The sequence below is a fragment of the Pseudomonas sp. PAMC 29040 genome, assembly GCF_003994535.1.
Lineage (GTDB): Bacteria > Pseudomonadota > Gammaproteobacteria > Pseudomonadales > Pseudomonadaceae > Aquipseudomonas > Aquipseudomonas paraversuta.
The window spans coordinates 377,800-402,831 of the sequence record NZ_RZAA01000001.1; the positions used below are offsets into that span (position 1 = coordinate 377,800).

Genomic DNA, 25,032 nt, shown 5'->3' on the forward strand with positions numbered 1-25,032 from the left:
TGGCTCACGCCAGGAAGTCCGGGGACAGTGGTGGTGCCCACTGTGCCAATGCGTCGGGGGTCAGCGGCTCATGTCCTACGGCGTAGCGGTCATTGACCAGGTCGCCATCCGTCCAGTGCTCGACTTTGTTCCCTGCCGGATCCAGCCAATAATCGAAAATCTGGCTGCCCTGAACGTGCCGCCCGATACCCCAGGAATGCCGGCGATTGTTTTGCGTCAGAAACTGGTTACCGCAGGACAAGTCGTCCCAATCCAATACTTCAAAGGCACAGTGATCAAAACCCGGTTCCGTGGCACCGAGATTCAATAACGCCACGGTGTGGTGGTCGGTGTATTCGCTTTCCAGGCCGCAGTGCATGAAGGCTGCGACCGTGTTGTCCTCGGAACCTGCGTAGTAGCTATCGGAAACGCGCAGGCCGAGAACGTCCTGATAGAACGCAAACATCGCAGCAAAATTGACGGTTTTCAGTACAACATGTCCAAGACGCATAACATGCGACGGCTGCACCTTGATTCGATTGGTCGTACCGAAGCGGCGGCGTTCTTCGGCGTTGTTCAACTGCAGCGGCGCCCGCACCGGCGCGGCTTCGATAACGGTGGCGCCATGCACCAGATCGACGCGCAGACCGTCAGGATCCTGTAATTGAACAATCCAGCCAGATCCAAGCTCATCGTTCACACGTACTTCGCTGTTGTAGCGAGTGGCGATGTGCTGGAGTTGTTCCAGGCTGTCAACTTGATAGCCGACGCCTAAGGCCTTTGCCGGGCCAACGTGCGCGATGTAAGCGGGATAGCCGCCATTCCAGGCTTCCATTTGTAGCGTTGTGGCCGTTCGCAGATGGTCTCTGAGACCGAAGTCCCGCAGGAATTCCGCTTGAGCGTCCAGGTCAGGTATCTGATAGCGAACATAAGCAATATCGCGTACAGCAATCATGCTGCGCTCCTTTTTGTAATTGTCGGATCGGTGGGCGATGGGGCGTTAACCCAAGTCAAACCAGCAGGTCGCGGGATCCAGGGCGTGAAGCTGTTTGTAGGAGCCGGAGTAAAACAGCAGCGGGCGGCCGTCCGACTCCACCACGGCTTCAACATCTGCGGTGTAAATCAGATGATCACCGCCCCCATGGACGGCATTGGCGCGAACAGCCAGTTGCACCAACGCACCGCCCAGCACAGGCGAATCGCCGAGGGTCTGGTAGTCAGGCTGGTGATCCGGTTTCGGGCGACCACCGAAGTGACTGCTCAGCGCCTCATCATGCTCATGCAAAAAGCTGATACCGAAGGCGTCTCCGGGTTTGATGCTGGCGGCAAACCGCGCCTGGGTGCGCACGGCAATCAAGACCATCGGTGGATCAACCGAAAGCGACATGAAGGCGTTGGCCGTCATACCGCCGGGTTGACCTTCGTGATTGAAGGTCACAACCGTCACACCAGTGGCGAACTTGCCCATCACGCGCCGAAAGGCGCGCGCGTCTACGTCTTGAATCTGCATGCCTCGTACTCCTCGTTAATACGCGCGAGCGGATGTCCGCTTAAATAAACGGTGTGCCAGGCGTATTGCCGCAGAGAATCCGGCCGTAGGTTTCGAAGTTCGTGTTGGGGCTAACGATGCCGTGTAGCGAAGCAACCCGCGCGTCCTGCCAGATTTTGGTCAGGGGATTGTTGGCCGACGCCAATGAGCCACCCGAAGCGGATGCCAACAGATCCACGGCTTCCCAGATCAGCTTTTCGGCATAGCCCACATCGCGGCGTACCTTTGCTCGCTCAAGGAAGTCCATATAGATCCCGGACGCTGCGCTAGCATCGATGGCATCGGCGTGACGCTCAAGAATGGCGCGAGCAGCGTCGATTTTCGCCGACGCTTCGCCCACTTGCAGGTGAGTGATCGGCGCTTCGGATTGTTTGGCGTACCAGGAATATTGAATGCTGCGGCGGGGCAAGGTTTCGAGGAAGATTTCCAACGCTGCGACACCAAGGCCCAATGCTGGGAACGCGAGGATGATCGCCAGCATTGGCATGCACGCGACCTGATAAAGCGACTCATCTGCGAGGTGAGTCGACAAGTAGTTACCTTCGATGGCTTGCGTGACAGACGCGATCCTTGCCTGTGGCACGAACACGTTGCTGACCGAAACACTAGAACTACCGCTGCCACTGATACCGATTACATCCCAATCGTTGAGAATCTTGACCTGCTCAATCGGAATCAATGCAACGCCCTGGTCGACAACCTTGCCTGCGTCGTCAACCAGCGGAATACCGAGCATGTCCCAAGTGGCGTGATAGACACCGGAGTTGAAGCCCCACAGGCCCTCCTCGATCAGATAACCGCCCTCCACTTTGCGCACCACGGCTTTGCGCGGCGAAAGTACACCGGTGACCCGGGCAGGTTTGTCGCCACAGAACACCTCTTTAGCGGCCTCTTCTCCGAAGAAAGTCGCGGCGCACCAAGTGGTGACGTTCGTCAGTGCGGCGACCCAGGCGACCGATGCATCCGCCCTACCCAGTTCAGATACAACATCGAGAAATGTGCGCACTGATACTTGCCCACCGCCATAGCGATGCGGTGTGGTCATGCTCAGCAAACCACCGGCTTCAAGGTCGGCAATGGTTTCGGCAGGCAGCCGGCCCAGACTCGCGGTAGCTTTACTGCGTTCTCTGATTTTTGGTATCAGCGAACGCGCGTATGCCTTGAGTTCGCTGGCATTGGCGTGGGCTGCGTGAGCGGCATGCGTTGGCTCGAACGGGCTGGTTACAGTCATTACTTTCACCTTTGATGTTTTGTTTTTATGAGCGCTTCTACAAAGCGGCGAGACCGCTTTCGGGCGTTATTGATATCTTCATCAATTTTGATAACATCATCAAGTGTTTTTCTTAGAGCGTTTTTTTCACCCGCTCAACGCAATTCGCACAGATGGTTCTAACCGCCGCCGGCATAACGATTCCAGTGCTCCTTCGGTACCACTGGCCATAACAAAGAGGTTTGCAATGCCTGAATTTAATGCCCCGTTGCGTGACATGCGCTTTGTCTTGAATGAGCTTTTCGACGCCCCTGCTCTCTGGGATCGGCTGCCCGGCCTGACGCAACAGATCGATTCCGATACCGCAGACGCGATTCTTGAAGAGGCAGCCAAAATCACCTCGGGCCTATTGGCTCCCCTCAATCGCAGCGGCGATGAAGAGGGTGTTCATTGGCAAAACGGAAACGTCACCACCCCGAATGGCTTTCGCCAGGCTTATGCCACTTATATCGAAGGTGGATGGGTCGGCCTAAGCGGCAACCCGGTTTTCGGCGGTCTTGGCGCACCGAAGATGCTCGCGGTGCTGTTCGAAGAAATGCTGTACGGCGCCAATTGCAGTTTTGCGCTGTACTCCGCGCTCAGTTCCGGCGCGTGTCTGGCCATCGATGCACACGCCAGCACTGAACTCAAAGAGCGCTTTTTACCTCCCATGTATGAGGGCCGCTGGGCCGGCTCGATGTGCCTGACAGAGGCGCACGCGGGAACGGACCTCGGATTGATTCGCACCCGCGCAGAGCCACGTCCCGACGGCAGCTTTCGCATCACCGGCAGCAAAATTTTTATCACCGGTGGCGAGCAGGATTTGACGGAAAATATTGTTCACTTGGTGTTGGCGAAATTGCCCGACGCACCGGATGGCCCCAAGGGTATTTCGCTGTTTCTGGTACCCAAAGTACTGGTAAAAGAAGACGGCACACTGGGCGCTGGCAACTCACTCGGTTGCGGTTCCATCGAGCACAAAATGGGAATCAAGGCGTCCGCCACCTGCGTGATGAACTTCGATGGTGCGACGGGGTGGCTGATTGGCGAGCCGAACCGCGGTCTTGCTGCAATGTTCACGATGATGAACTACGAGCGACTGTCGATAGGCATTCAGGGCTTGGGCTGCGCCGAAGCGTCCTATCAAAATGCCCGCACGTATGCGAAGGAGCGTCTGCAAAGTCGCTCGGCCACAGGCCGCGTGGCCACAACGCAAATTGCCGACCCGATCATCGTCCATGGTGACGTGAGGCGCATGCTGTTGACCATGAAAGCCATGACAGAAGGCGGTCGCGCGTTTGCCTGCTATGTGGCGCAACAACTCGACCTCGCCAAGTTCGCGACTGATCCCGAAGAACGCCAAAACGCCGAATCATTGGTGGCGTTGCTGACGCCGGTGGCGAAAGCCTTTTTCACCGACATCGGCTTGGAAAGTTGCATTCACGGCCAGCAGGTTTTCGGCGGTCACGGGTACATCCGCGAGTGGGGTCAGGAGCAACTGGTTCGTGACACGCGGATCGCGCAAATCTACGAAGGCACTAACGGTATCCAGGCGCTGGATTTGCTGGGGCGAAAAGTCCTGGGCAACGGCGGCGTATCGTTGAGCGTATTCGCCAATGAAATTCGCGGTTATGCCGAGAACAGTGCGTCACCTTACTCGCATCAACTGCTCGCAGCGTTGCAGCGTTTGCTAGATGTCAGCGACTGGTTGGCTGATCAGGCCACCATTGATGCCAATGTCATAAGCAGCAGTTGTGTCGAATACCTGCATCTTTTCGGCTACGTCAGCTATGCGTATCTGTGGACACGCATGGCTGAGATAGCAGAAAAAGAACGCGTTGAGGATGAAACGTTCTATGGCGCAAAACGAGCCACTGCCGAGTTTTTCTTCGCTCGTTTATTGCCGCGAATCGAAAGTCTGGACAGCTGCATTCGAAACGGCAGCGCCTCTCTTTACGCTCTCACGGCAGAGCAGTTCTGACCGGCATCAGTGAGCATCAATACGTGTGGGCGACTATAGTTCGGTTTCTGCGAACGGTCGTTGTCCGCGCATTACTGGAAAAGCTATCAAGAACACAATTGCTTTCAATCACCTTGCAAGCGAATGAAACCACAGCTTGATTCAAAGGAGACAACCTATGACTTTGCCCGATGATGCTGCCGAAGACTCACGCCCCGCAGGCGCCAACGTAAAGATGCGGCGCATTGACGTGCACGCTCACTACCTGCCCGAACGTTATCGCAAGGAAGCTATTGAAGCTGGACACTCGAAGCCCGACGGTATGCCTGCGCTACCTGACTGGAGCGTGTCGAAGGCGCTGGATACAATGGATCGTTGCGGCATTGCCACAGCAATGCTGTCAATCTCATCACCCGGCGTGCATTTTGGCGATGATGCTAAAGCACGTTCGCTGTGCAGAGCCGTCAACGAAGAAGGCGCGCAACTGGTACACGATCATCCAGCGAGATTCGGGTTATTCGCCTCGCTGCCATTGCTGGATATCGACGGTTCGCTGCGTGAACTCGAATACGCCATGGACGTTCTGAACGCAGACGGCATCGTCATCGAGAGCAACCAGCATGGTATATATCCCGGTGACGAACGCCTCGATCCGATATTCGCCGAACTCAACCGTCGCAAAGCGGTGCTGTTTATCCATCCGACTTCGCCGAACTGCCCCTGCTGTCATAGCCTGACCATGGGTTATCCCGCGCCGATGATCGAATTCATGTTCGAGACCAGCCGAGCGGTCACCAATATGATTCTCAAAGGCACACTGGATAAATTCCCTAACATCCGCCTGATCATCCCCCACGCCGGTGCCACAATGCCGCTATTAATCGACCGAATCATAGAAGCCTCGCCGGTGATCGGTTTACCAGAGCCGCTGGATTCCGACCATGTGTTCGGGCTCCTGCGCAAACTGCATTTCGATCTGGCAGGCTTTCCAATCCCGCGTCAGTTGGAGCTGCTGTTGCAGATCGCCGATCCGGCCAAGTTGCTCTATGGCAGCGACTGGCCTTTCACACCGGAAGCAGCCGTGCTGAAACTCGCCGGGAACATCGACAGCACACCGTTGCTCAAGCCTGCCCTACGGCAAAGAATCTTGCGCGATAACGCCTTGGCACTGTTTCCACGATTGTCCTGACAGAACCTTAGTGGCTGCTTGGAACGTAACGGTGTCGGGCAGCGCTGGATGCCATTCGAGTAACTCTCCAAAACAAAAAAGGGCTCACGCCAAAAAAAAACGGTGAGCCCAAGGGGAGGAGTCTGGATGTGTTGGAGCGCCGGCGTTACTGCGCAGAGTTATCCGCGCCTTCGCCACCTCCCAGCACCTTGTAAAGAGAAACCAGATTATTGATCTGTGACAGTTTGGTGCTCACCAGACTTTGTTGGGCACTGAACAGATTGCGCTGATTGGCCTGAACCAGCCGGGTTTCTGCCAGCACTTGCATGGTGAGTGTATCGCGGGCGACCAGGCTGTCTGCGACCTCCCGAAACGCGACCTGAATGGCTTTCTGATAATTAGCCACTTCGATCGATGTCTGGATTCTGGCAACGTCAAGTTTGGCCTGATTGCGACCAGCATTGAAAATCGGCACATTGATCGACGGCACGAACGTCCATGCGCCCTGCCCGCCCGCAAACATTTGCCCCAGATCCGAACTCGCGACCCCGCCGATGCGGTCAACGTGATGCTGGGAAAGAACGCAGCCCGGGCCGCACCGACGTTGGCATTGGCCGCCCGCAATGCGTACTCGGCCGCCAGGATGTCGGGGCGAGAGACCAGCAAATCGGACGGTAAGCCCAACGGGAAGTTTTCCTCGATGCGCAGGCCATCCAGTTCAATTGCAGTGAAATACTTCGATTCCAGAGGTTTACCGACCAGCAACAGTAAGGCATTTTTGTCCTGCTCCACCTGCCGCTGATATTGCGCCTGCGCCGATTCAGCGGTGCGTACGGTGCTTTCGGCCTGGCTCAGATCGAGCTCTGTCGCCACTTGTTGTTCATAGCTGTTTTGCACCAGCGAGTAACTGTCCCGCTGACTGGCCAGCGTCTGCCGGAAATGGCCAGCAACTGTTGATTGGCCTGCAACTGAAAGTAGGCACTGGCAACCTGTGCGATCAACCCTACCTTGACGCTGCGCTGCACCTCCACCGTGAAGAAGTAACATTCCAGCGCCTGCTGATCGAGGCTGCGCACACGTCCGAAGAAGTCCAGTTCGTAGGCGGTTAAACCCACGCCTGCGGTGTACTGATGGGTCGTTTGCGTATTGCCCGTCGTGCTCAAATCACCGGGAACGCGCTGACTGTTGGCCGAGCCCGACGCGTCTATCGATGGCAACAGGTCAGCCTGCTGGATGCGGTACTGCGCTTACGCCTTCTCGATGTTCAACGCCTCGACCCGCAGGTCGCGATTGTTGACCAGTGCCTGGCTGATCAGTTCTTTGAGCATTTCGCTCTTGAAAAACGCTTGCCACGTCACTTGCCGGGCACCGGTTGACGTCACTGAGGCCGCGTCCCAACTTTGCTGCACCGGTGCTTCAGGCCTATGGTATTCGGGGGATCAACGAGCAGCCGCTCATCCCCATCAGCGCTATCCCGATGGCGACTTTCAAACACGTGATGTTCATGGCTGTGTACCTTCGGTCTGCGCGTGTTGAGGTTCAGCGACCGCTCGTTTGCTGAACAACTTGCAGATCACCACGTAGAACATCGGTACGAAGAACACGGCGAGGAAAGTCGCGATGAGCATGCCGCCGATCACCCCGGTGCCGATGGAATGCTGGCTGCCGGAACCGGCGCCGTTGGATATTGCCAAGGGCAGCACGCCGAGCATGAATGCTAGCGACGTCATGATGATCGGCCGTAAGCGTTGACGCGCTGCCTCCACTGCCGCTTCCAGTAACGGTTTGCCCTGCTCTTCATGCAGCGCTTTGGCAAATTCGACGATGAGAATCGCGTTCTTCGCCGACAATCCGACCGTAGTCAGCAGGCCGACCTGGAAGAACACATCATTGGACAGACCGCGGAACAAGTTGCGGCAGCGGGTTTACCGTTGTAGGTGCCCGAAATCGTAAAGTTTTCCGCTCCCAATCCCACTTGCGCCACATCGCGCACGCGAACTTGAGAGCCGTCCGAACTGACCTTGAGCAAAATCTCGTTGTGTTTTCATCCGCGACTTGCCAAGAACCGTCGCGTTAAGCTGCGCACCTTTATGGGTAGGCAAACCACCCAGTGAACCGGAAGAGATCTGTACGTTTTCCGCCTGCACTGCGTCGATGACGTCCTGAGGCGTGAGCTGATAACTCACCAACTTCTGCGGATCGACCCATATGCGCATGGCGTATTGCGCACCGAGCATCATGAAATCACCGACACCCTTGGTTCGGGTATCGGGTCTTTCATGTTCGAGGCGATGAAATTGCCGATGTCGAAGTCATCCATCGTGCCGTCTTCGGATTACAAGCCAAGAATCAGCATGAAGTTGAACTGGTACTTCGCAACACGCAGGCCCTGCTTTTGAACCTCTTGCGGCAACAGCGGCGTGGCCAGTTGCAGCTTGTTCTGCACCTGAACCTGGGCAATGTCAGGGTCGGTGCCCTGATCGAACGTCACGATGATGGTTGCACTGCCATCACTGTTGCTTTCCGAGGACATGTATCGGAAGCCGTCGAGGTTGTTGAGTTGTTGCTCGATCACCTGAACCACGATGTCTTGTAATGTCTGCGCTGAAGCACCGGGATACGTGACCGTGACACTGACGGCGGGAGCGGCAATGTTCGGGTACTGATTGATCGGCAATTTCAGAATCGAAAGTGCTCCCCCCAGCATGATCACAATAGCGATCACCCAGGCGAAAATCGGCCGGTTGATAAAAAAGTTAGCCATTAAGTTTTACCTTGGAAGCGTGGAACGCCGAAGCGTCATTGCTTAAGTAGCGGATAGCCTCAGGGGGAGGAACTGCCCATCGCAGGGTTTGGCCCAACATTGCGCGCGGGCACCGAGATCAGTTCCATGCCCGGCTTGACCCGCTGCATCCCTTCGGTAATAACCTGGTCGCCGACGTTCAGACCTGATTCCACGAGCCACTGATTGCCTACGGTTCGCACGACCTTGATGTCACGCAGCTCGGCTTTCCTGTCCGCGCCAACGACCAATGCCGTTGCCTGCCCTTTGAGGTCTCGGGTGACGCCCTGTTGCGGGACGAGAATCGCTTGATCACGTACGTTTTCCGTCAATTTGGCGTGAACGAACATCCCCGGTAGCAGGACACTGTCGGGATTGGGGAACGCCGCACGCAGGGTCACCGCTCCGGTGCCTGGATTCACCGTCACTTCGGTAAATTTCAGAGCGCCGGGCTGGTTGTAAGCGGTGCCGTCTTCAAGGGTCAATTGCACGCTGACCTGATCGGCCGAAGCCATGTTCAACTGGCCGGAGGCGATCTCGCGGCCCAGCCGCAGCATGTCGGTAGAGGCCTGAGTGACGTCGACGTAGATCGGATCAAGTTGGTTGATCGATGCCAGGGCATCGCTCTGATTGGAGCTGACCAGCGCACCTTCAGTCACCATCGAGCGACTGATCCGGCCATCAATCGGCGCAAGCACTCTGGTGTATTCGAGATTGATCCGCGCCATCTTCAAAACCGCCTGCGCCTGGCGGTAATTGGCGTCGGCATCGTCGAACTGTTGGCGACTGATCGCCTTGGATTTCACCAGCCGCTTGTAACGCTCAGCGAGATTACCGGTGGTGTCCAGGTTGGCTTTCGCCTTGTCGAAAGCCAGCCTGATAGACCGATGGATCAATCTGATACAGCTGCTGCCCCTTCTTTACGACGGCGCCTTCATTGAACAGCCGCTTCTGGATGATGCCACTGACCTGCGGTCGCACTTCGGCCACTCTGAACGCTGACGTACGTCCCGGCAGGTCGCTGCTCAGCAGTACGCGTTCACTCTTGATCGTGACAATACCGACCTCGGGCATCTTTGCGGCGCCTACTTGCTCGGGCTCTTTGCACCCGGAAATCAAAAGTAAGGTTAATGGCAGAGCGGTGTAGAGGCTCCGGGCAGGTCTGACTTTCATTGCTTTCTCCTGGGAAAACATAGCAATCACGAATTGATCAGGGCCGGACCACGACCCCGTTCGAGCACCATATTTCAATCAGCGCCCACTATGCGGTTATATGTATCGCAATGTGGTTATTGCAATTCAGGCAATAGAGCAACTCAGTGACGCCGTGCGTCAGCGAATCTGTAAACTTGGCCATTCGTCCAGATCACGCGGCGCGAGTCGCCCAAAGACAATTGAACCGAGGAAAGGGATGAGCAACGAGAAAGATACTTTCGATAACGACGAATCACGCTCGGGTGGCATCCAGGTGATTGCCCGGGCCAGCGCGGTGATGCGGGCATTAGGAAGAAATCCCAAGGGATTGAGCCTTGGAGCAATTGCTCGGGAAGTCGGCCTGGCGCGGTCGACCGTGCAGCGTATCGTTGCAGCACTGGAAACCGAGCAACTGGTCGAAGCGTTACGCCCTGGTAGCGGCTTTCGTTTGGGCCCTGCCCTCGCGCAACTGATTCACCAGACCAATACGGACATCATTTCGATCGCTCGCAAGTCCCTTGAAGGGTTAAGCGAGCAACTCGACGAAAGCGTGACGTTGTCATGTATCAGCGGGCAGCAAGCAGTGGTGATCGATCGGGTGATAGCCGAGCGTGAACTGCGAGTGGTGTTTCCGATGGGCCAGTCCATGCCGATGCATGCCACCGCTGATGGCAAGGTTCTGCTGTCTACCTTCAACGATTCGCAGATCATCGAGATCCTTGGGCAGGCACCGCAAAAACTGACCTTCGCGACGCATGGAATTGATACATTGCTCAAGGAAATGAAGTCGATTCGTGAGCAGGGTTTCGCCGTCGATAATCAGGAACACACGGTCGGCATCAGTGCCTGTAGCATCCTCATACCAACCTACATGGGGCCTTATGCAGTTGCGGTGGTCGCACCGACGTCACGTTTCGAGACTCACGCCGAAGCGTTTCGTGAGGCACTCGAGGCGTGCAAAACCTCGGTTTCAAGACTGGCCGGCAATACCGGAGAGAAAAGCTGAGCAAGCAGAAGCTGCGCGGGAGACATAAACGTCTGTCGCGGCCTGTTGCTTGATTAAAGTTTGGAATGTGCAACCGATGCGATCAGGCCAGCACCGCATGTGCAAGCACCGAGTCGGTCGTGCTCTGGTAGTGGCGGGAAAGTAACTGGCAGGCCTTTTCGACGTCTTTGGCCAGCGCCGCATCCATCAGCTCGCGATGTTCGTGAGGTACATCGCGCGAGCTTTTGTCGTAATGCATCGACAGGAAGCGGTAACGCGCCGTCTGGTCGCGCAAGGACGCGCACAGGCGTAGCAGCGTCGGTGAATCGCAAGCGGAAATCAGCGCCTGATGGAACAACTCATGGGCGTTTTCCCATTCGGGCTTGAGGACGCGATCCTCGCCTTCGGCAATCGCCAGACGATCAAGTCGGTGATGAGCGGCCAATACTCGGCTCTCCCACTCCACATCGCCTTGGCGGATGGAATCTGCCAGCGCCTTGCACTCAATATGCAGCCGCGCTGCGGTGATGTCGGCGATCTCTGCCGCCGAGATACGACCGACGCTGAAACCTTTCTGGTCTGCCGCCGAGACAAATCCACTGTTGGCTAGACGCGACAGTGCTTCGCGAAGCGGAATTACGCCCACCTCATAGGATTGCGCCAATTCCTTGAGACGCAAACGACTGCCCGGCGCTAACCGACCGCTGATGATGTCCTGACGAATCTGCGCCTCGAGTTGCGAGGCCATGGTGCGTTTATCGACAGTTTCGGCCGGTTGCCAATTGAGCTGGGGGAAATTCACGGTCGACTCCAGAGTTCGCATCGTATGGCGAAATCATACACAAAGCGCAACATTTCTCACATCGAAGAAAATATATTTTTTTCTGTTGACGATATATTTTTTTGCCTCTAGCTTGATGACCAGCCAGTCGGTACTGCCCTGTCGACCGACGCAACATCAAATCAACAAGAGAATTTTCCCATGCGTTTCGTTCGCTTCCTTAATCAAGGTCAACCTGTTCTGGGTGTCATTACTGCAGAGGGCGTCCGCGTTCTGGGTAACGAATCACTTGAGTCGCTGCTGGCACGTGGCGTCGACCTGAGTACCCACGGTGCCGACGCCATTGGCCCACTGGTTGAAATCGCCGAAGATGCCTACTTGCCGTTGATGCAGCGCCCGACAAAAATCATCTGTGCGGGGCTGAACTACGCCGATCACACCAAAGAGTCCCCGTACGATCAGCCGGACTACCCGACTTTGTTCCCACGCTGGAACTCCAGCCTGACCGCCCACAACAAACCGCTCATCCGACCTCGCGTCTCCAATACCCTGGATTACGAAGGCGAAATGGCCGTGATCCTGAAAAGTGGTGGTCGCCACATCAGCAAGGACGACGCCCTGCAGCATGTTGCCGGCTATGCGCTGTTCAACGAAGGTTCGGTGCGCGAATACCAGTTCAAATCGCCTCAATGGACAGTCGGCAAAAATTTCGATGACACCGGCGCCTTTGGCCCTGTTCTGGTCACTGCCGATGAACTACCGGTGGGTGGTAAAGGCTTGCTGCTAGAGACTCGCGTAAACGGCAAGATCGTCCAGTCTGCCAACACCGACGACATGCTCTTCGACGTGGCAACCATCATCTCAACGCTCAGTGAAGCAGTGACCCTGGAAGCCGGCGACGTGATCGTCAGCGGTACCCCTGCAGGTGTCGGTTTCGGCATGACACCGAAAGTCTTCCTGCAAGCAGGTGACGTGGTCGAAGTGTCCATCGAAGGTATCGGCAAGCTGGTTAATCCAGTCATCGACGAAGTCTGACTGTACCGTTGCAACGCGGCGCAGGGCCGCACTGAACCCTGCGCCCTACAATAAGAACAATTAAATGGAGGCTATCATGAGCGTGTCCCATGGTGTGCATTCAATCGATCATTACGCGCTGAACGTTCCGTCTCTGGACGAAGCCAGTCAGTTCTTTGAAAGCTTCGGCCTCGACGTTCAACGCGAACCGCATCAACTGCTCCTGCGCGCAGCCGATGGCCATGTCTGGGCCAGAATCCTGCCGGCGGATGCCAAGTCTCTCGCCTACCTGAGTTTCAATTGCTACGAACAGGACTACGCCGCGCTGCGCCAACAGATTGAAGCGGCGGGCGGGCGTTTTGAGCAGCGCGTAGAAACTGGTATCTGGTTTCGCGACCCGGACGGCAATCTGCTGCAAGTGAAGGTTGGCGACAAAACCATGCCCGATCAAAAGGCCGCCTGCACCACCGGCGGCAACCCGCCGAACAGTCGTGGCGCCTGCACTCGTGATGCACTGGCACAGGTTCGCCCTCGACGCTTGTCACATGTCCTGTTATTCACCCCGGATGTACTCGGTGCGCTGAGTTTCTACGAGCAGGCCCTGGGCCTGAAACTCTCGGACAAATCGCTGGACATCATCGCCTTCAGTCACGCCCCGCACGGCTGCGATCATCATCTGGTGGCGTTCGCCAAAAGCTCGGCCAAAGGCTGGCATCACGCCGCCTGGGAAGTCGATAACGTCAATGAAGTGGGCGCGGGTGCCTCGCAGATGGCAGACGCCGGCCATGCAAAAGGTTGGGGCACTGGTCGTCATTGCCTCGGCTCTAACTACTTCCATTACGTGCAGGATCCGTGGGGCTCGTTCTGCGAATACTCCGCGGACATGGATTACATTAGCGAAGGCGTCGAATGGCCCGCAGGCGATTACTCGCCGCAAAACTCCCTTTACCTCTGGGGCCCCGACGTACCCGATAACTTCATTTCCAATACTGAAGCGATTACTCCGGCACCCGCCTGAGCCGCCGGTCGCATTTTTTAGCGCCAGCCATTCCTGCATTGCACGGGCTTCCACTCGTGCAACGGGCCCGGCCGTGCCCGGAAACTACCGCGAAGAATAAAAGGTACAGATCATGAAGCAGCACACAACCGTTGATGTGGCGATTGCCGGGTATGGCCCGGTTGGCCAGACACTCGCCATATTACTGGGCCAGATGGGCTACACCGTCGCCGTATTCGAACGCTGGCCAGCGCTTTATCCGCTGCCGCGCGCCGTGTTTTACGATCATGAAATTCGCCGCATATTCCTGTCGATGGGGCTCGGTGAAGAGCTGGAAAAGGTATCGCAATCCTCTGGCCTCTATCAGTGGTTCAACGCCGACTGGAAGGTGTTGGTTGAAATCGACTGGTCGGCGGAATCGATCAGTGACGGACCGTTTGGCTATCTGTTCAACCAACCGTCACTCGAAGCTGCGCTGGATCGTAAAGCCAAAAGTCTTGGCAATGTTCAGATCCACCAGGGCTGGGAAGCGACCGCACTCACGCAAGACGCCAGTGGCTGCGACATGGTGCTCAATCGGATCATTCGTCAGGACGGTAAATTCACTCTCAATGATGAGCAACAAAGCGTCCGTGCGCGCTATGTGATCGGTGCCGATGGCGCTAACAGTTTCGTGCGCCAGTCGTCGGGCATTGAATGGCAGGATCTGGGCTTTCAAGAAGACTGGCTGGTGGTCGACCTGCAGCCAAAACCCGGCGTGAAACTCGATGTGCCGGACATCGGCCAATGGTGCAATCCCGAACGCCCGACGACGATGGTTCCCGGTGGACCGGGTTATCGCCGCTGGGAGTTCATGCGTCTGCCCCACGAATCCATCGAAGATCTGCAAAGCATCGACAAAGTCTGGTCGCTGCTGTCGCGCTGGGTAACCCCTGACACTGCTGATCTGGTTCGTCACGCGGTTTACCAGTTCCGCTCGCGCATTGCCGCAAATTGGCACCGCGGCCGGGTCGTGCTCGCCGGCGACGCTGCTCACGTCATGCCTCCTTTCATGGGTCAGGGCATGTGTTCGGGAATCCGTGATGCGTGGAACCTTTCCTGGCGCCTCGATCTGCTACTGCGCGGTTTGGCCGACGATGCTTTGCTCGACAGCTACACACTGGAACGCAAGCCCCAGATCCGTGCCGTGATCGAAGCGTCCATGGCCATGGGCAAAATCGTCTGTGTCTCCGATCCGATAAAGGCTGCCGAACGCGATGCGGCCTACCTAAGCGGCAACGTTGCGCCATTGCCACCTTTCCCAGGGCTAACCGACGGACTTCTACAAATGGATGGCCATATGCGCGGCATTCTCGGCGTACACGGTTCGATTGAAATTGACGGCAAAGTGAGTCGTTACGACGATGTTATCGGCCGCAGCTTCCATCTGTTAGTCAGAGGCGAACAGGATCCGCTAGCCGTGCTTACGCCCGAGCAACTGGAATTCATCGCGGCATACGATGTGAGCATCGTTCGTCTCGCCGAGACCTCGGACAGCGACAAAGGCATCTACCGCGACGTGTCAGGCAAATACCTGAATTTCATGGATGAGGCCGGGCTCAAGGCGGTCATTGTTCGGCCGGATTACTACTGCTACGGCGGTGTCGCGGATTTAGAGGCACTGCCCAAGCTGCTCGATTCCCTGCGCGCTCAACTGCAAATCAGCGCCAAACAGGCAAACGTCATCACCAAAACCGAGGCCCACCACGCCTGATCCCGACTTTCTGGGGACATGGACGTCCCACGCCTAAAAATTCTGATAACAAAAACAAGAGACAGACAATGCAAAACATCAAGGTGAAAGCGCTTGGTGCGGTTCTGGCCGCCTTCGCGACGCTCAATACCCACGCCGCCGAAACGTATGAAACAGGTGAAGGCACACTCTTTCGCAGCCTGTTTGGTGACACGCTTGAAAAGGACTATGGCATTCAGGTGTCCAACCTGCTGGACATCGCCTATGTCCGTAATAACCGCTCGACACACGACGAACGCGAACACGGCTTGAGCAATTTGCCGCTGACTGGATATGCCGATGAAGGCCTGGAATGGGGCAGTTTGCACCTGTTTATCGACAAGGCATTAAAAGGCAATATGGTGCCAAGGGTCACTCCCCTGCCCGGCCCGTCGCCCACTGAAGCATCGTTTGGTTTTACTTTCGAAATGCTTTATGGGCGCAATGCCCAGTTCGCCCGTACCCTGGGCTGGGATGCGCATTGGGATGTGAACTCTCCGGGCGATGATGATCTGGCAAAAGCCCAACGCGACAAACAGAAATTCCTCGCACTGCCCAACTTGGCCGCCACTGCGTACTTGCCCTATGGCCCCGGTATAACCGCCATGGCCGGGCTCTTTGGGCCTGCATTGGGTTATGAAATCCCACCGAACTTGCGCGAAGCACGCAACCAATTCGCCAGTAAAACATACGCATTCGTCAGTGAGCCAGGCACCGTTGCCGGTGTCATTCTGGGCACACGCCTGTACAACGGAAAGTCGGCCATCGTCGGCGCCGAACTGGGTGTTGTGCAGGGCTGGAACAATTTACGTGACAACAACGAAAAAAAGTCGATTATGGGCGCGCTGCGTTGGCGCACTGCCGATATGCAAACCTGGATTGACTACGAATTCATTGTTGGCGATGAACAGAACGACAGCTACAGCGACGTACAGGCACCGACTTCGAGACTGGTGTCAGCGAGTGGACAACTCAAACAGCAGCACTCCCTCAATGGCTGGCATCGATTCGACACCAACTGGTCAATGGGCGCGGAAGTCGTTTATGGTCACCAGGCTGGCGACGGCAAGGCTTCTACTGTCGATGTCATCACCGGGCCAGGTTTTGATGGTGCTCACTGGTGGGGCGCCAACGCCGTACTCACCTATCAACAGCGTGCGGATCTCTCCTACTCAGTGCGTGCCGAGCACTTCGCCGATCCCGATGGCTTTATCTTGCTCCCGACCACTACCGCACGCGGCAATTTCAACGCGGTTACTGCCGGTTTACGCTACGACCTGAATAAAAACATCTCTCTGCGTCCGGAAGTGCGCTACGACATGTTCGATGGCAATGCCGATGATCACCCATTCGGTGCCGGTCGCGACCGCACACAACTGACCGGATTGGTCGAGGCACTTATTTATTTCTAAGCCGGCGGTGGCTGGGCCTGGGCCCGGCCACCCAACGCCCCCCCCCCCGCAAGAGTTTATTCATGATCGAATTCCATCGAGTCACCGCGTTTCAGCAACAAACCAAAGTACTTGACAAACTCTCGCTGAAGATTGCACCGACAGAGCGCGTAGCCATTCTCGGTCCCAACGGTGCTGGCAAAAGTACCCTGTTGAAGCTGATTAACCGCGAACTTTATCCGGTGGCGCAAGATGACAGCTACATAAAACTCTTTGGGGACGAGACGATTCACCTCACGCAGTTGCGCGACAAAATCGGCTTCGTATCGCAGGACCTGCAAGAAAACTACACGCCCTACACCACGGCATTAGGCGTGGTTGTCTCAGGATTTTTCGGCGCCATCGGCAGTCATGAGCATCTGCAAGCAACCGTTCAGCAAATCGAAAAAGCACGAGAAATGTTGGCAAGACTGCAAATGTCCCACCATGAATCGAGCATGCTCCAACGTCTGTCAACCGGGCAGCAACGCAGATTGCTGTTAGCCCGTGCGATGGTCCATGAACCGCAGGCACTGATTTTTGATGAGCCCACCAATGGTTTAGACATGGGTGGCGCCAGTGCCATGCTCGGTTTGTTGCGCACCTTCTGTAGCGAGGGGCGTGCTTTAGTACTCACCACCCACCATGTTGATGAAATCATTCCCGAAATCGACCGTGTGGTATTGATCAATAAGGGCCGAGTGATCGCTGACGGCCGAAAAACCGAAATACTGACGAGTGGAAACCTGTCGAATTTGTATCAGACATCATTGCAGGTCATCGAAAAAAACGGCTGGTATCGGTGCTGGAACCATCGAATGTAGCGAACTGGAGTAGGCGATACGTGGTCATGCTAATGCTTGCGCAGAGGGGTATCTGACAGCATTTTCCCCAGTAGCCTCATCAGACACTTGAGCTCCTCCGTCGTGAGGCACTCCGTAAATTCATTCATCGCAGCGGCCTCCATCGGCGGTAACATCGATCTCAATGATTCACCTTTATCGGTCAGCATCAGACGCACCTGGCGTCGATCCTGACCGTCCTGGGTGCGGACGATCAGGCCTTTGCGTTCAAGGCGATCAAGCATTCGCGTCATCGAGGCGCTGTGAATGGACAGGTGTCGACACAACGCGACCGCCGTGTCATCGCCGCGCCCTACAATCCTCAGAACTTTGAGTTGTGCAGCGGTTATGCCGAGTGGCATCAGGTGCCGATCCAACAGCCGATCTTTCAGTGCGGCAGTCTGCCCAAGCAATATTCCCAGATGCACAGTTTTGAAACTGGCAGCCGAAAAATTGGCCATGTGTCCCCTCCTCTTCTAATGCATGGGCAGATCGTTGTGGAGCTTCCCGCTCAACCAATCAGTTCTCGGGCACCAGAATCTTTTGAATGGCAGGACCGATGATCCTCACCAGTTCTTCTGGTTCTGCGGCAACCATCATTGGCACGCCGATGATGCGTCGGCTGACCACCATGCCGACCAGTAAGGACGCCGCGAGGCCGGATCGCAGCTTAGCTTCAGGTTCGAGATGCTCGTGAGTACCACCCAGCAATCGCGATTGAATGAAGGCGCGTAACTGATCGCGCGCCTGGTCATTGACGAACGCGCCACGAAGCGTGGCCATCAACGGTTCCGATTCTTCCGGGATGCCCTCCCACGCTGTGAGAAACGCACGCACGACCCGCTCGCCCAAGTGCTCGTCCGGTCCTTCATAGAGCGCATCGAAACGCTCCAGCGCCGACGCAGGGATCGCCATCACAGCGGCAAAGAGTTCGTCCTTGGAGCGAAAAAACTGCATCACCTGAGCCACATCGACCCCAGCGTCAGATGCCACAAGTCGGATAGTCGTGCCGGCAAACCCGTCGCTGGCAAAACGCGCACGTGCCGCTTCGAGCACCAGATGCCGCGTGCTATTGGGGCCTGGCCGACGCCCACGACGCGGCGCAGGAGTGGTTTCTTTCTTCATAGTCATATCCAAATTATTACGAAACATCGTTCATATCAACTAGTGTTGAATTAATTTCTTGATCGCCGTACCTTACTGGAATCGATCCCATAATCAAGAACAATAAGGAATCCAGCATGAGTCTGTCTCCTGCACCTGCACTGAGCCCCGTATTGACAGGTATTTTTGCCGGCCCGATCGCCGGACTCAAATACCAGACCCCCACGCTATCCGGCGTGACCTCCGATAAAGGCGAATTCCACTACCGCGCCGGCGAAGCCATCAACTTCCGGGTCGGCGGGATCGTGTTGGGCGCCCTACAGGCCGCACCACGCCTGAATCTGGCGCAACTGGCCAATCGTGTCGACGGCAAGATCGATAAGCTGCTCGATCCTTCGGTCACCAACCTTGCCCGTTTCGTGCATACCCTGGATCAACAAGGCAGCATCGAGTCAGGCGTAAAAATTGCGCCGGTTGTGCATGAGCTGATTGGCGCTACGCCGATCAATTTCAGCCCACCGGTGATGCCGATGGGCCAAGGCGGCGTGGTCGATTTTGCCAACGATCCGACCCTGCTGCAGATTCTCGAAACACTCAACGCCACGCCCGGTGTGTTCACCGACAAAACGCCGCGCACACTGTGCGATGCCGCCACCAGCCGTAACGAATTGCGCCGCAATATTCGCGGCATCATCAAGATGACAGATGTGCGCATTCCGTTGCGCGACGGTTCATACGTTTGCGCCGACGTCTTCCGGCCTGCCGAGTCGGGTGAATATCCGATCGTCATGAGCAAGGGCTTTTACGGCAAGAGCTTTTATCACGACTGCATTTGCAACGAGGCCGACGTTCTGCGCAAGGAGCAGATGGAGGATCGTTATTTTTCCGGCAATCCGGATGGCGCCCAGTACGAAAATCACGAGACCGTCGACACCTCGGTGTGGGTGCCGGAAGGCTATGTGTGCATCCGCGTCGACGCGCGTGGCGTGTGCAAAAGCCCGGGCCTACAAGCGCCCTTCAGCGTTCAGGAAGCCGAAGATTATTACGACGCCATCGAATGGGCAGGCACTCAGCCTTGGTCCAATGGCAACGTCGGTTTGTGGGGCATGTCGTACCTGGCGATGGCCCAGCACAGTGTGGCCAGCCTGCAACCTTCGCACCTCAAGGCGATGATCGCGCAAGGCACCGACGCGGATATCTACAACGAAGCCCTGTACGGCGGCGGCATCTTCGGCTCCGGCTTCTGGAACTGGTGGTGGAAGATCTGGTCCGGCAACAACCACTGTGGCGAACGTCCGGAAACCGACTGGATGGCCCGCGTGCTGGCGACGCCGTTCAACGACATCAACGCCTATGGCCCGCGCGGCAGCATCTTCATGCGCCCGGACATGAGCAAAGCCACTGCCCCGGTGTGGATCGTCGGCCCGCAAGTCGGTGCGATCATTCACCAACTCGGCAGCAGCGAAACTTACATCCGTTCCACCGCTGCCAAAGCGCGCAAATTCGATTTCGCAGATGCCTGGTTCCCGGACTCCTACAGCAACAAATCGATCGCCGAACACATGCGCTATTTCGATTACTGGCTCAAGGGCATCGACAACGGCGTGATGGATGAAGCGCCGGTGCGGGTGCAGGTGCGAACAGGCAGCGGAGCTCACTTCGTCCTGCATGAAAACGAGTGGCCGATAGCACGTACAGAATACCGTCGCTGGTACCTCGATGCTCGCCCTTCAGACTGGCAAAACGACGGTCGTCGTCCCAACGTGCTGCGCATCACCGAGTCGCTGCCCACCGAACAAAGCCGCGCCGAATACGACGCGCACCTTGATCTGGGCACGCCAACTCTCGCGCCGGCGGGCTCCAGTGACGGCACTCCACGCTGGTCGACCGGCATTTCGTTTGTCAGCGAGCCGATGAGCGAAGACATGACCCTCGCCGGCTACATGAAGGTCGGGTTGTGGGTGGAATCGACCAGCGAAGATATGGACGTATTTGTCTCTCTGCGGGTTCTTGATGAGCAGGATCGCGAAATCCGTTACGAATCCGTGGTACTTCCGGTGGATCCGGTGCACATCCACCCGGTCGGGCATGGCTTGTTGAAAGTGTCCCGCCGTACGCTGGACGCCGAACGCACTACCGAGTATTGGCCGGTGCACACTCACCTGGAGAAAGACTGCGCGCCGCTGCAGCGAGGAGACGTCGTGCCGGTTGAAATCGGTCTCAACCCGAGCACCGCGAGGATCCGCAAAGGCTGCCGTCTGCTGGTGGATATCCAGCCTTATGCGCCGGCCGGCGTACCGGTTCGTGCCTATGACAAGAGCTATCACGTCAATGCCGTAAACCGCATTTACACCGGGCCGGAGTACCCGAGCTACCTGCAACTGCCGATCGTTCCCTGACCGATCAAGCGTTGTAGCCTTGAACGGAACCATGGTGTTCACCTGACGTAATGAGGTGAACACCATGCCCCAAATCAGTCAGTGGCGGTTGCACACTTTGGCAGTGGCAGCAGCGTGTGCTGAATCGCCGGGGCAACCACCGCCACCAGCGTCTCCCGATCGGTCGCGGCAAGAATCGGCACGCCGATGATTTGTCGTCCGGTCACTATTCCCACCAGCATGGACAACGCCAGGCCTGCGCGCAGGCGCGCGTCTTGCCCAAGCGATTCGCCTGCGCCTGCGATCAACCGCGACTCAATGTAGTCGCGCAGTTGATGACGCGCCTGCTCGTTGACCATCGCATTTCTGAGCATCGCCATCAGCGGTTCCGACTCTTCTGGCGCGCCCTCCCACGCCTGCAGAAACGCGCGAACCACGCGCTCCCCAAGATGCTCGTCGGTGCCAGCGAAAACGGCGCCGAGCTTCTCCAGAGCCGATTCCGGAATATTCATCACCGCTGCAAACAGCTCGTCTTTTGAACGGAAAAACTGCATGACCATGGACACGTCAACGCCGGCATCGACAGCCACGCGGCGCATCGTGGTCGCACCGAAACCGTCGCTGGCAAAACACGCGCGTGCCGCTTCAAGCACCGTTTGGCGGCTATTGCCAGAGCCAGGACGGCGCCCGGTTTTGATTTCTCGGGCATCCGCTGTGGTGAGTTCTTCTGTGATTTTCATGGCGCCGATATTTCCCTGTGCGTGGTCATTTTTCTTTGTTCAGTGTGTCGAGATACATGCTATACATAAAAACTCAACACGTGTTGAGTTAATTAAAAATCAGACCTACACTCGCGCCGCTGCACTACGCAAATCCAAGATCTGCACTACAAGAGGACCTCTTCATGAGCGATACCCTGCAGACTTTTACCCACGCCACAGCGTTGCCTGCTGGCGATAGCGGACACGATGTATGCACGCTGCATACCGGTGTGTTTTCCGGTCCGGTTGCCGGGCTCAGATATCAGACTTCTACCCTTAACGGGATGACGAACGAAAACGGTGAGTTCCACTACCGCAAGGGCGAGCGGGTTGCCTTTCTGGTGGGCAACACACCGATCGGTTCCGCACTCGGCGCACCCCGCCTCAACCTGGCAGACATCTTCAGCCGCGTGGACGGCAACATCAACAAGTTGCTCGACGCTGGACTGACAAACATTGCACGCTTCCTCTGCTCGCTCGACCGCGATGGACACCTGGATGGCGGCATCTGCATCGATCCGGCAGCACACAAAATTATCGGCCAGTATCGCCTCAATTTCCGCCACGATATTTCCTTTGCCGGCCTCGCACTGAACCCGGTGCTTGAGTTCGAACAGGATCCTTTGATCGCATCGGTGCTCGCCGAGCTTTCGGCCGCCGGCGTCTTTACCGATCGCACACCGCGCCAGCTCTGCCATGCGGCGACGGCACGCAATGAAGTCCGGCGAAACATACTCGGTATTCTGCGTTTCAAGGACGTCAGAATCCCCCTGAAAAACGGCCTGCACGTGTACGCGGACGTGTTCCGTCCGGCCAAGCCTGGCCGCTTCCCGGTCATCATGAACTGCGGCCCTTACGGCCGAGCGTTCTACCATCACTCGATTGCCGACGACGCCGACTTTGTCGCCCACGAGGACATGGAGGAGCGCTATTTCCACGGCAATCCCGAAGGGCAGGTGTTTGAGAACCACGAAACAGCCAACTCGGTGGATTGGGTGCCGCATGACTATGTGCTGGTGCGTGTGGATGGCCCGGGCTCAGGCAAAAACCCGGGAACACTGGCGCCATTTGGCATAGAAACCGCCGAAGCCTTTCGCGATGCGATTGACTGGGCCGGGGTACAGAATTGGTCAAACGGCAATGTCGGGCTGTGGGGTATGTCGTACTACGCGATGAGCCAGCACGCAGCGGCAAGCCTTGAGCCACAACATCTTAAAGCAATGATCGCCATCGGCACCGATGTTGATATGTACGACGAGGTCGCCTATACCGGCGGCATCCTCAACGAGGAGTTCTTCAGTCACTGGTACAAGGCCGGCGTGCTGGCCGCGGTGTGTGGCGAGCCCAATGCAGTCGACTTTATCGGCATGCTCAAGGAGGCCACGTTCAAGGACTCGGATACCACCAAGGCGTTCGGCCCACGCTCGACGATTCTGATGAACCCGGACATGAGCAAGGTGAAGGTACCGCTATGGGCGATCGCCTGCACAACGCACATGGCGCACTTCCATCAGCTCGGCAGCAGCGAGGCTTATCTGGCCACGAACACGGCATCGAAGAAGATCGATTTCTGGGAAGACTGGTTCACCAAAGCCTATTCGCGAACTGCCATCGCCGATCACCGGGCGTTTTTTGACCATTGGTTGAAAGGCATCGACAACGGCATCATGGACACCCCGCCGGTGCGTCTTGAGATTCGAAGTGGCAATGGCGCTTCCTATATTCAGGAAGAACAAGAATGGCCCATTGCAAGAACGAACTATCCGCAATGGTTCTTCGACACCACGCCATCAGACTGGCAAGGCGACGAGCACCGCGATGATTTTCTACGTCTGTCGTTGACCCCTCCGGTCGTCAGCGGGCAGGCAGATTATTCCGCGCAAATTCCCTTGGCGCTGCGCACGGGCATCCCGCCGTGCTTTCTTCCCGTCAAACCCCCTTCAGTACTGGAAATATGGAAAACCGGCATTTCGTTCATCAGTGATCCCGTGACGCAAGACATGGTGTTCGCGGGGTATGGCAAAGCGCGGCTGTGGGTGTCTTCCACCAGCGAGGACATGGACATCTTCGTGAGCCTGCGTGTACTCGATGAAAACGGCCTGGAAGTCGACTACGCAGGCCCGACCACAATGGGCATGAACGTGCCCAACTATCCCTTGGCCAAGGGCTGGTTGAAGGCGTCGCATCGCCAAGTGGATGCATCGCGTACCACCGAGTACACGGTCAAGCACACGCACCTCAAAGCCGACCATGCACCGCTCGAAAGCGATGAAGTGGTGATGGTGGAAATCGAGATCATTCCCAACACAGCGTTGATCCGCAAGGGTTACCGCCTGCGCGTGGATATACAGCCTTTCGACGGCGTCGATCATGGCCCCCGGCACGGATATGACAGTGCCTGCCACGACGGCGCGCGCAACACGGTCTACACCGGGCCGGATCGCCAGGGTTTTATTCAGCTTCCGATTGTTCCAGCGAAAGCACCGTTGCACCTCTAACAACGATGAGTACAGGAGATAGCTATGACGCTCGAAGAACTTGCCGCGCGCACCGAAATTCACGATGTCCTGCTGCGCTATTGCCGTGGCCTCGACCGGATTGACATGTCACTGGTGCGTGGCGCTTTCCATAAAGACGCCTACATCCACTTTCCCGAAAGCCTTCATGTCGGCGGCGCCGAGGGATTCTTTCAATTCCTGACTGACGAAATGCCACGGTTTAACCGTACTCAACATTTCCTCGGAAATAGCCTGGTTGAATTCGATGGCCCTGAGATTGCGTTCGTTGAAACCTATCTGCAGGCTGACCACGCCGCTTCAGAGCGTCATCACTGGAACGGCGATACGGTTAAATTATGGGCTCGCTATTTTGATCGATTTGAACGTCGCGACGGTGTTTGGCTGATTGCCGAGCGGCGTCTCATGGTCGATTTGATGTACCGCTATCCGAAGGGAAACTGGTTCGACGATCATCCAGACGCTTCCGGCAGTCCGCGTGACGGCACTGATCGGGTATTGCGCAAGGTGGCCGGTTACTCGGGCACCCCGATTGGGCAAAAATCACTCGCAGACGCTTGATCGACGAACAC

General features: G+C 56.7%; 19 protein-coding genes and 3 pseudogenes. 11 read left to right on the forward strand and 11 right to left on the reverse strand.

Annotated features, from left to right (window positions below; translation table 11 throughout):
• Nucleotides 1-4: 4 nt before the first annotated feature.
• The 3 genes from WG29040_RS01620 to WG29040_RS01630 are packed head-to-tail and all read right to left on the reverse strand — an operon-like array spanning nucleotide 5 to nucleotide 2,759.
• Complete coding sequence (locus tag WG29040_RS01620; RefSeq protein ID WP_127195475.1) at nucleotides 5-934, reverse strand: VOC family protein; 930 nt, start codon at nucleotides 932-934, stop codon at nucleotides 5-7.
• Between the two features lie 45 nt (nucleotides 935-979).
• A complete protein-coding gene (locus WG29040_RS01625; RefSeq protein ID WP_127195476.1) occupies nucleotides 980-1,489 on the reverse strand; it encodes a flavin reductase family protein in 510 nt (169 codons plus the stop codon).
• Nucleotides 1,490-1,529: 40 nt separating this feature from the next.
• Nucleotides 1,530-2,759: an acyl-CoA dehydrogenase family protein gene (locus WG29040_RS01630; protein ID WP_127195477.1), complete on the reverse strand. Its 1,230-nt coding sequence runs from the start codon at nucleotides 2,757-2,759 to the stop codon at nucleotides 1,530-1,532.
• A 226-nt stretch (nucleotides 2,760-2,985) separates the two neighbouring features.
• Between WG29040_RS01630 and WG29040_RS01635 the strand changes: the two genes are divergently transcribed.
• Both WG29040_RS01635 and WG29040_RS01640 read left to right on the forward strand, forming a co-directional pair.
• On the forward strand, nucleotides 2,986-4,758 hold the full coding sequence (locus WG29040_RS01635) for an acyl-CoA dehydrogenase C-terminal domain-containing protein (RefSeq protein ID WP_127195478.1): 1,773 nt from the start codon (nucleotides 2,986-2,988) through the stop codon (nucleotides 4,756-4,758).
• A gap of 157 nt (nucleotides 4,759-4,915) precedes the next feature.
• Nucleotides 4,916-5,926 carry an amidohydrolase family protein gene (locus tag WG29040_RS01640; protein ID WP_218565499.1) on the forward strand — a complete coding sequence of 337 codons (1,011 nt, stop codon included), beginning with the start codon at nucleotides 4,916-4,918 and terminating at the stop codon, nucleotides 5,924-5,926.
• Between the two features lie 145 nt (nucleotides 5,927-6,071).
• Here the strand turns inward: WG29040_RS01640 and WG29040_RS01645 are convergent.
• The 4 genes and pseudogenes from WG29040_RS01645 to WG29040_RS01660 form a co-directional block, all read right to left on the reverse strand.
• Nucleotides 6,072-7,411 (reverse strand): annotated as a pseudogene (locus WG29040_RS01645) (efflux transporter outer membrane subunit).
• On the reverse strand, nucleotides 7,408-7,815 hold the full coding sequence (locus WG29040_RS24625) for an efflux RND transporter permease subunit (RefSeq protein ID WP_127195479.1): 408 nt from the start codon (nucleotides 7,813-7,815) through the stop codon (nucleotides 7,408-7,410). The pseudogene WG29040_RS01645 and the gene WG29040_RS24625 overlap by 4 nt, the downstream one beginning before the upstream one ends.
• 5 nt (nucleotides 7,816-7,820) lie before the next feature.
• Nucleotides 7,821-8,669: pseudogene (locus tag WG29040_RS01655) on the reverse strand (efflux RND transporter permease subunit); the annotation flags it as partial.
• A gap of 59 nt (nucleotides 8,670-8,728) precedes the next feature.
• Nucleotides 8,729-9,860, reverse strand: a pseudogene (locus tag WG29040_RS01660) (efflux RND transporter periplasmic adaptor subunit).
• A gap of 238 nt (nucleotides 9,861-10,098) precedes the next feature.
• On the opposite strand from WG29040_RS01660, the gene WG29040_RS01665 reads away from it, so the two are divergent.
• Nucleotides 10,099-10,887 carry an IclR family transcriptional regulator gene (locus tag WG29040_RS01665; RefSeq protein ID WP_127195480.1) on the forward strand — a complete coding sequence of 263 codons (789 nt, stop codon included), beginning with the start codon at nucleotides 10,099-10,101 and terminating at the stop codon, nucleotides 10,885-10,887.
• A gap of 82 nt (nucleotides 10,888-10,969) precedes the next feature.
• Here WG29040_RS01665 and WG29040_RS01670 read toward each other — a convergent pair whose 3' ends face one another.
• Nucleotides 10,970-11,668, reverse strand: a complete 699-nt coding sequence (locus WG29040_RS01670) for a GntR family transcriptional regulator (protein ID WP_256681502.1) — start codon at nucleotides 11,666-11,668, stop codon at nucleotides 10,970-10,972.
• A 180-nt stretch (nucleotides 11,669-11,848) separates the two neighbouring features.
• On the opposite strand from WG29040_RS01670, the gene WG29040_RS01675 reads away from it, so the two are divergent.
• The 5 genes from WG29040_RS01675 (at nucleotide 11,849) to WG29040_RS01695 (ending at nucleotide 17,683) form a co-directional block, all read left to right on the forward strand.
• Nucleotides 11,849-12,682, forward strand: coding sequence for a fumarylacetoacetate hydrolase family protein (locus WG29040_RS01675; protein WP_127195481.1), 834 nt, complete (start codon nucleotides 11,849-11,851; stop codon nucleotides 12,680-12,682).
• 76 nt (nucleotides 12,683-12,758) lie between these two features.
• The gene (locus WG29040_RS01680; RefSeq protein ID WP_127195482.1) at nucleotides 12,759-13,679 is read left to right on the forward strand and encodes a VOC family protein; all 921 of its coding nucleotides are present in this window, start codon (nucleotides 12,759-12,761) and stop codon (nucleotides 13,677-13,679) included.
• A 112-nt stretch (nucleotides 13,680-13,791) separates the two neighbouring features.
• Entirely contained in the window at nucleotides 13,792-15,411 is a 1,620-nt protein-coding gene (locus WG29040_RS01685; RefSeq protein WP_127195483.1) for a bifunctional 3-(3-hydroxy-phenyl)propionate/3-hydroxycinnamic acid hydroxylase, read from the forward strand.
• 68 nt (nucleotides 15,412-15,479) lie between these two features.
• Nucleotides 15,480-16,841, forward strand: coding sequence for an outer membrane beta-barrel protein (locus tag WG29040_RS01690; protein WP_127195484.1), 1,362 nt, complete (start codon nucleotides 15,480-15,482; stop codon nucleotides 16,839-16,841).
• Between the two features lie 62 nt (nucleotides 16,842-16,903).
• The gene (locus WG29040_RS01695) at nucleotides 16,904-17,683 is read left to right on the forward strand and encodes an ABC transporter ATP-binding protein (RefSeq protein ID WP_127195485.1); all 780 of its coding nucleotides are present in this window, start codon (nucleotides 16,904-16,906) and stop codon (nucleotides 17,681-17,683) included.
• 29 nt (nucleotides 17,684-17,712) lie between these two features.
• Here WG29040_RS01695 and WG29040_RS01700 read toward each other — a convergent pair whose 3' ends face one another.
• Nucleotides 17,713-18,162, reverse strand: coding sequence for a MarR family winged helix-turn-helix transcriptional regulator (locus tag WG29040_RS01700; RefSeq protein ID WP_127195486.1), 450 nt, complete (start codon nucleotides 18,160-18,162; stop codon nucleotides 17,713-17,715).
• 58 nt (nucleotides 18,163-18,220) lie between these two features.
• Entirely contained in the window at nucleotides 18,221-18,826 is a 606-nt protein-coding gene (locus WG29040_RS01705) for a TetR family transcriptional regulator (RefSeq protein ID WP_127195487.1), read from the reverse strand.
• A gap of 116 nt (nucleotides 18,827-18,942) precedes the next feature.
• Between WG29040_RS01705 and WG29040_RS01710 the strand changes: the two genes are divergently transcribed.
• Nucleotides 18,943-21,204: a CocE/NonD family hydrolase gene (locus WG29040_RS01710; RefSeq protein WP_127195488.1), complete on the forward strand. Its 2,262-nt coding sequence runs from the start codon at nucleotides 18,943-18,945 to the stop codon at nucleotides 21,202-21,204.
• Between the two features lie 74 nt (nucleotides 21,205-21,278).
• Here the strand turns inward: WG29040_RS01710 and WG29040_RS01715 are convergent, their stop codons facing one another.
• Nucleotides 21,279-21,923, reverse strand: a complete 645-nt coding sequence (locus tag WG29040_RS01715; protein ID WP_127195489.1) for a TetR family transcriptional regulator — start codon at nucleotides 21,921-21,923, stop codon at nucleotides 21,279-21,281.
• 164 nt (nucleotides 21,924-22,087) lie between these two features.
• Between WG29040_RS01715 and WG29040_RS01720 the strand changes: the two genes are divergently transcribed.
• Nucleotides 22,088-24,442 (forward strand): CocE/NonD family hydrolase, encoded by a 2,355-nt coding sequence (locus tag WG29040_RS01720; protein ID WP_127195490.1) that lies wholly within the window; start codon nucleotides 22,088-22,090, stop codon nucleotides 24,440-24,442.
• Nucleotides 24,443-24,466: 24 nt separating this feature from the next.
• Nucleotides 24,467-25,021 carry a nuclear transport factor 2 family protein gene (locus WG29040_RS01725; RefSeq protein WP_127195491.1) on the forward strand — a complete coding sequence of 185 codons (555 nt, stop codon included), beginning with the start codon at nucleotides 24,467-24,469 and terminating at the stop codon, nucleotides 25,019-25,021.
• Nucleotides 25,022-25,032 lie beyond the last annotated feature (11 nt).

Bases quoted from the DNA above. Each gene is read 5' to 3' on its own strand.
- WG29040_RS01630 (WP_127195477.1), bottom strand. From the start codon at position 2,759: ATGACTGTAACCAGCCCGTTCGAGCCAACGCATGCCGCTCACGCAGCC.
- WG29040_RS01675 (WP_127195481.1), top strand. From the start codon at position 11,849: ATGCGTTTCGTTCGCTTCCTTAATCAAGGTCAACCTGTTCTGGGTGTC.
- WG29040_RS01710 (WP_127195488.1), top strand. From the start codon at position 18,943: ATGAGTCTGTCTCCTGCACCTGCACTGAGCCCCGTATTGACAGGTATT.
- WG29040_RS01640 (WP_218565499.1), top strand. From the start codon at position 4,916: ATGACTTTGCCCGATGATGCTGCCGAAGACTCACGCCCCGCAGGCGCC.
- WG29040_RS01685 (WP_127195483.1), top strand. From the start codon at position 13,792: ATGAAGCAGCACACAACCGTTGATGTGGCGATTGCCGGGTATGGCCCG.
- WG29040_RS01695 (WP_127195485.1), top strand. From the start codon at position 16,904: ATGATCGAATTCCATCGAGTCACCGCGTTTCAGCAACAAACCAAAGTA.
- WG29040_RS01725 (WP_127195491.1), top strand. From the start codon at position 24,467: ATGACGCTCGAAGAACTTGCCGCGCGCACCGAAATTCACGATGTCCTG.
- WG29040_RS01715 (WP_127195489.1), bottom strand. From the start codon at position 21,923: ATGAAAATCACAGAAGAACTCACCACAGCGGATGCCCGAGAAATCAAA.
- WG29040_RS01680 (WP_127195482.1), top strand. From the start codon at position 12,759: ATGAGCGTGTCCCATGGTGTGCATTCAATCGATCATTACGCGCTGAAC.
- WG29040_RS01665 (WP_127195480.1), top strand. From the start codon at position 10,099: ATGAGCAACGAGAAAGATACTTTCGATAACGACGAATCACGCTCGGGT.
- WG29040_RS01700 (WP_127195486.1), bottom strand. From the start codon at position 18,162: ATGGCCAATTTTTCGGCTGCCAGTTTCAAAACTGTGCATCTGGGAATA.
- WG29040_RS01720 (WP_127195490.1), top strand. From the start codon at position 22,088: ATGAGCGATACCCTGCAGACTTTTACCCACGCCACAGCGTTGCCTGCT.
- WG29040_RS01705 (WP_127195487.1), bottom strand. From the start codon at position 18,826: ATGAAGAAAGAAACCACTCCTGCGCCGCGTCGTGGGCGTCGGCCAGGC.
- WG29040_RS01635 (WP_127195478.1), top strand. From the start codon at position 2,986: ATGCCTGAATTTAATGCCCCGTTGCGTGACATGCGCTTTGTCTTGAAT.
- WG29040_RS01690 (WP_127195484.1), top strand. From the start codon at position 15,480: ATGCAAAACATCAAGGTGAAAGCGCTTGGTGCGGTTCTGGCCGCCTTC.
- WG29040_RS01625 (WP_127195476.1), bottom strand. From the start codon at position 1,489: ATGCAGATTCAAGACGTAGACGCGCGCGCCTTTCGGCGCGTGATGGGC.
- WG29040_RS01620 (WP_127195475.1), bottom strand. From the start codon at position 934: ATGATTGCTGTACGCGATATTGCTTATGTTCGCTATCAGATACCTGAC.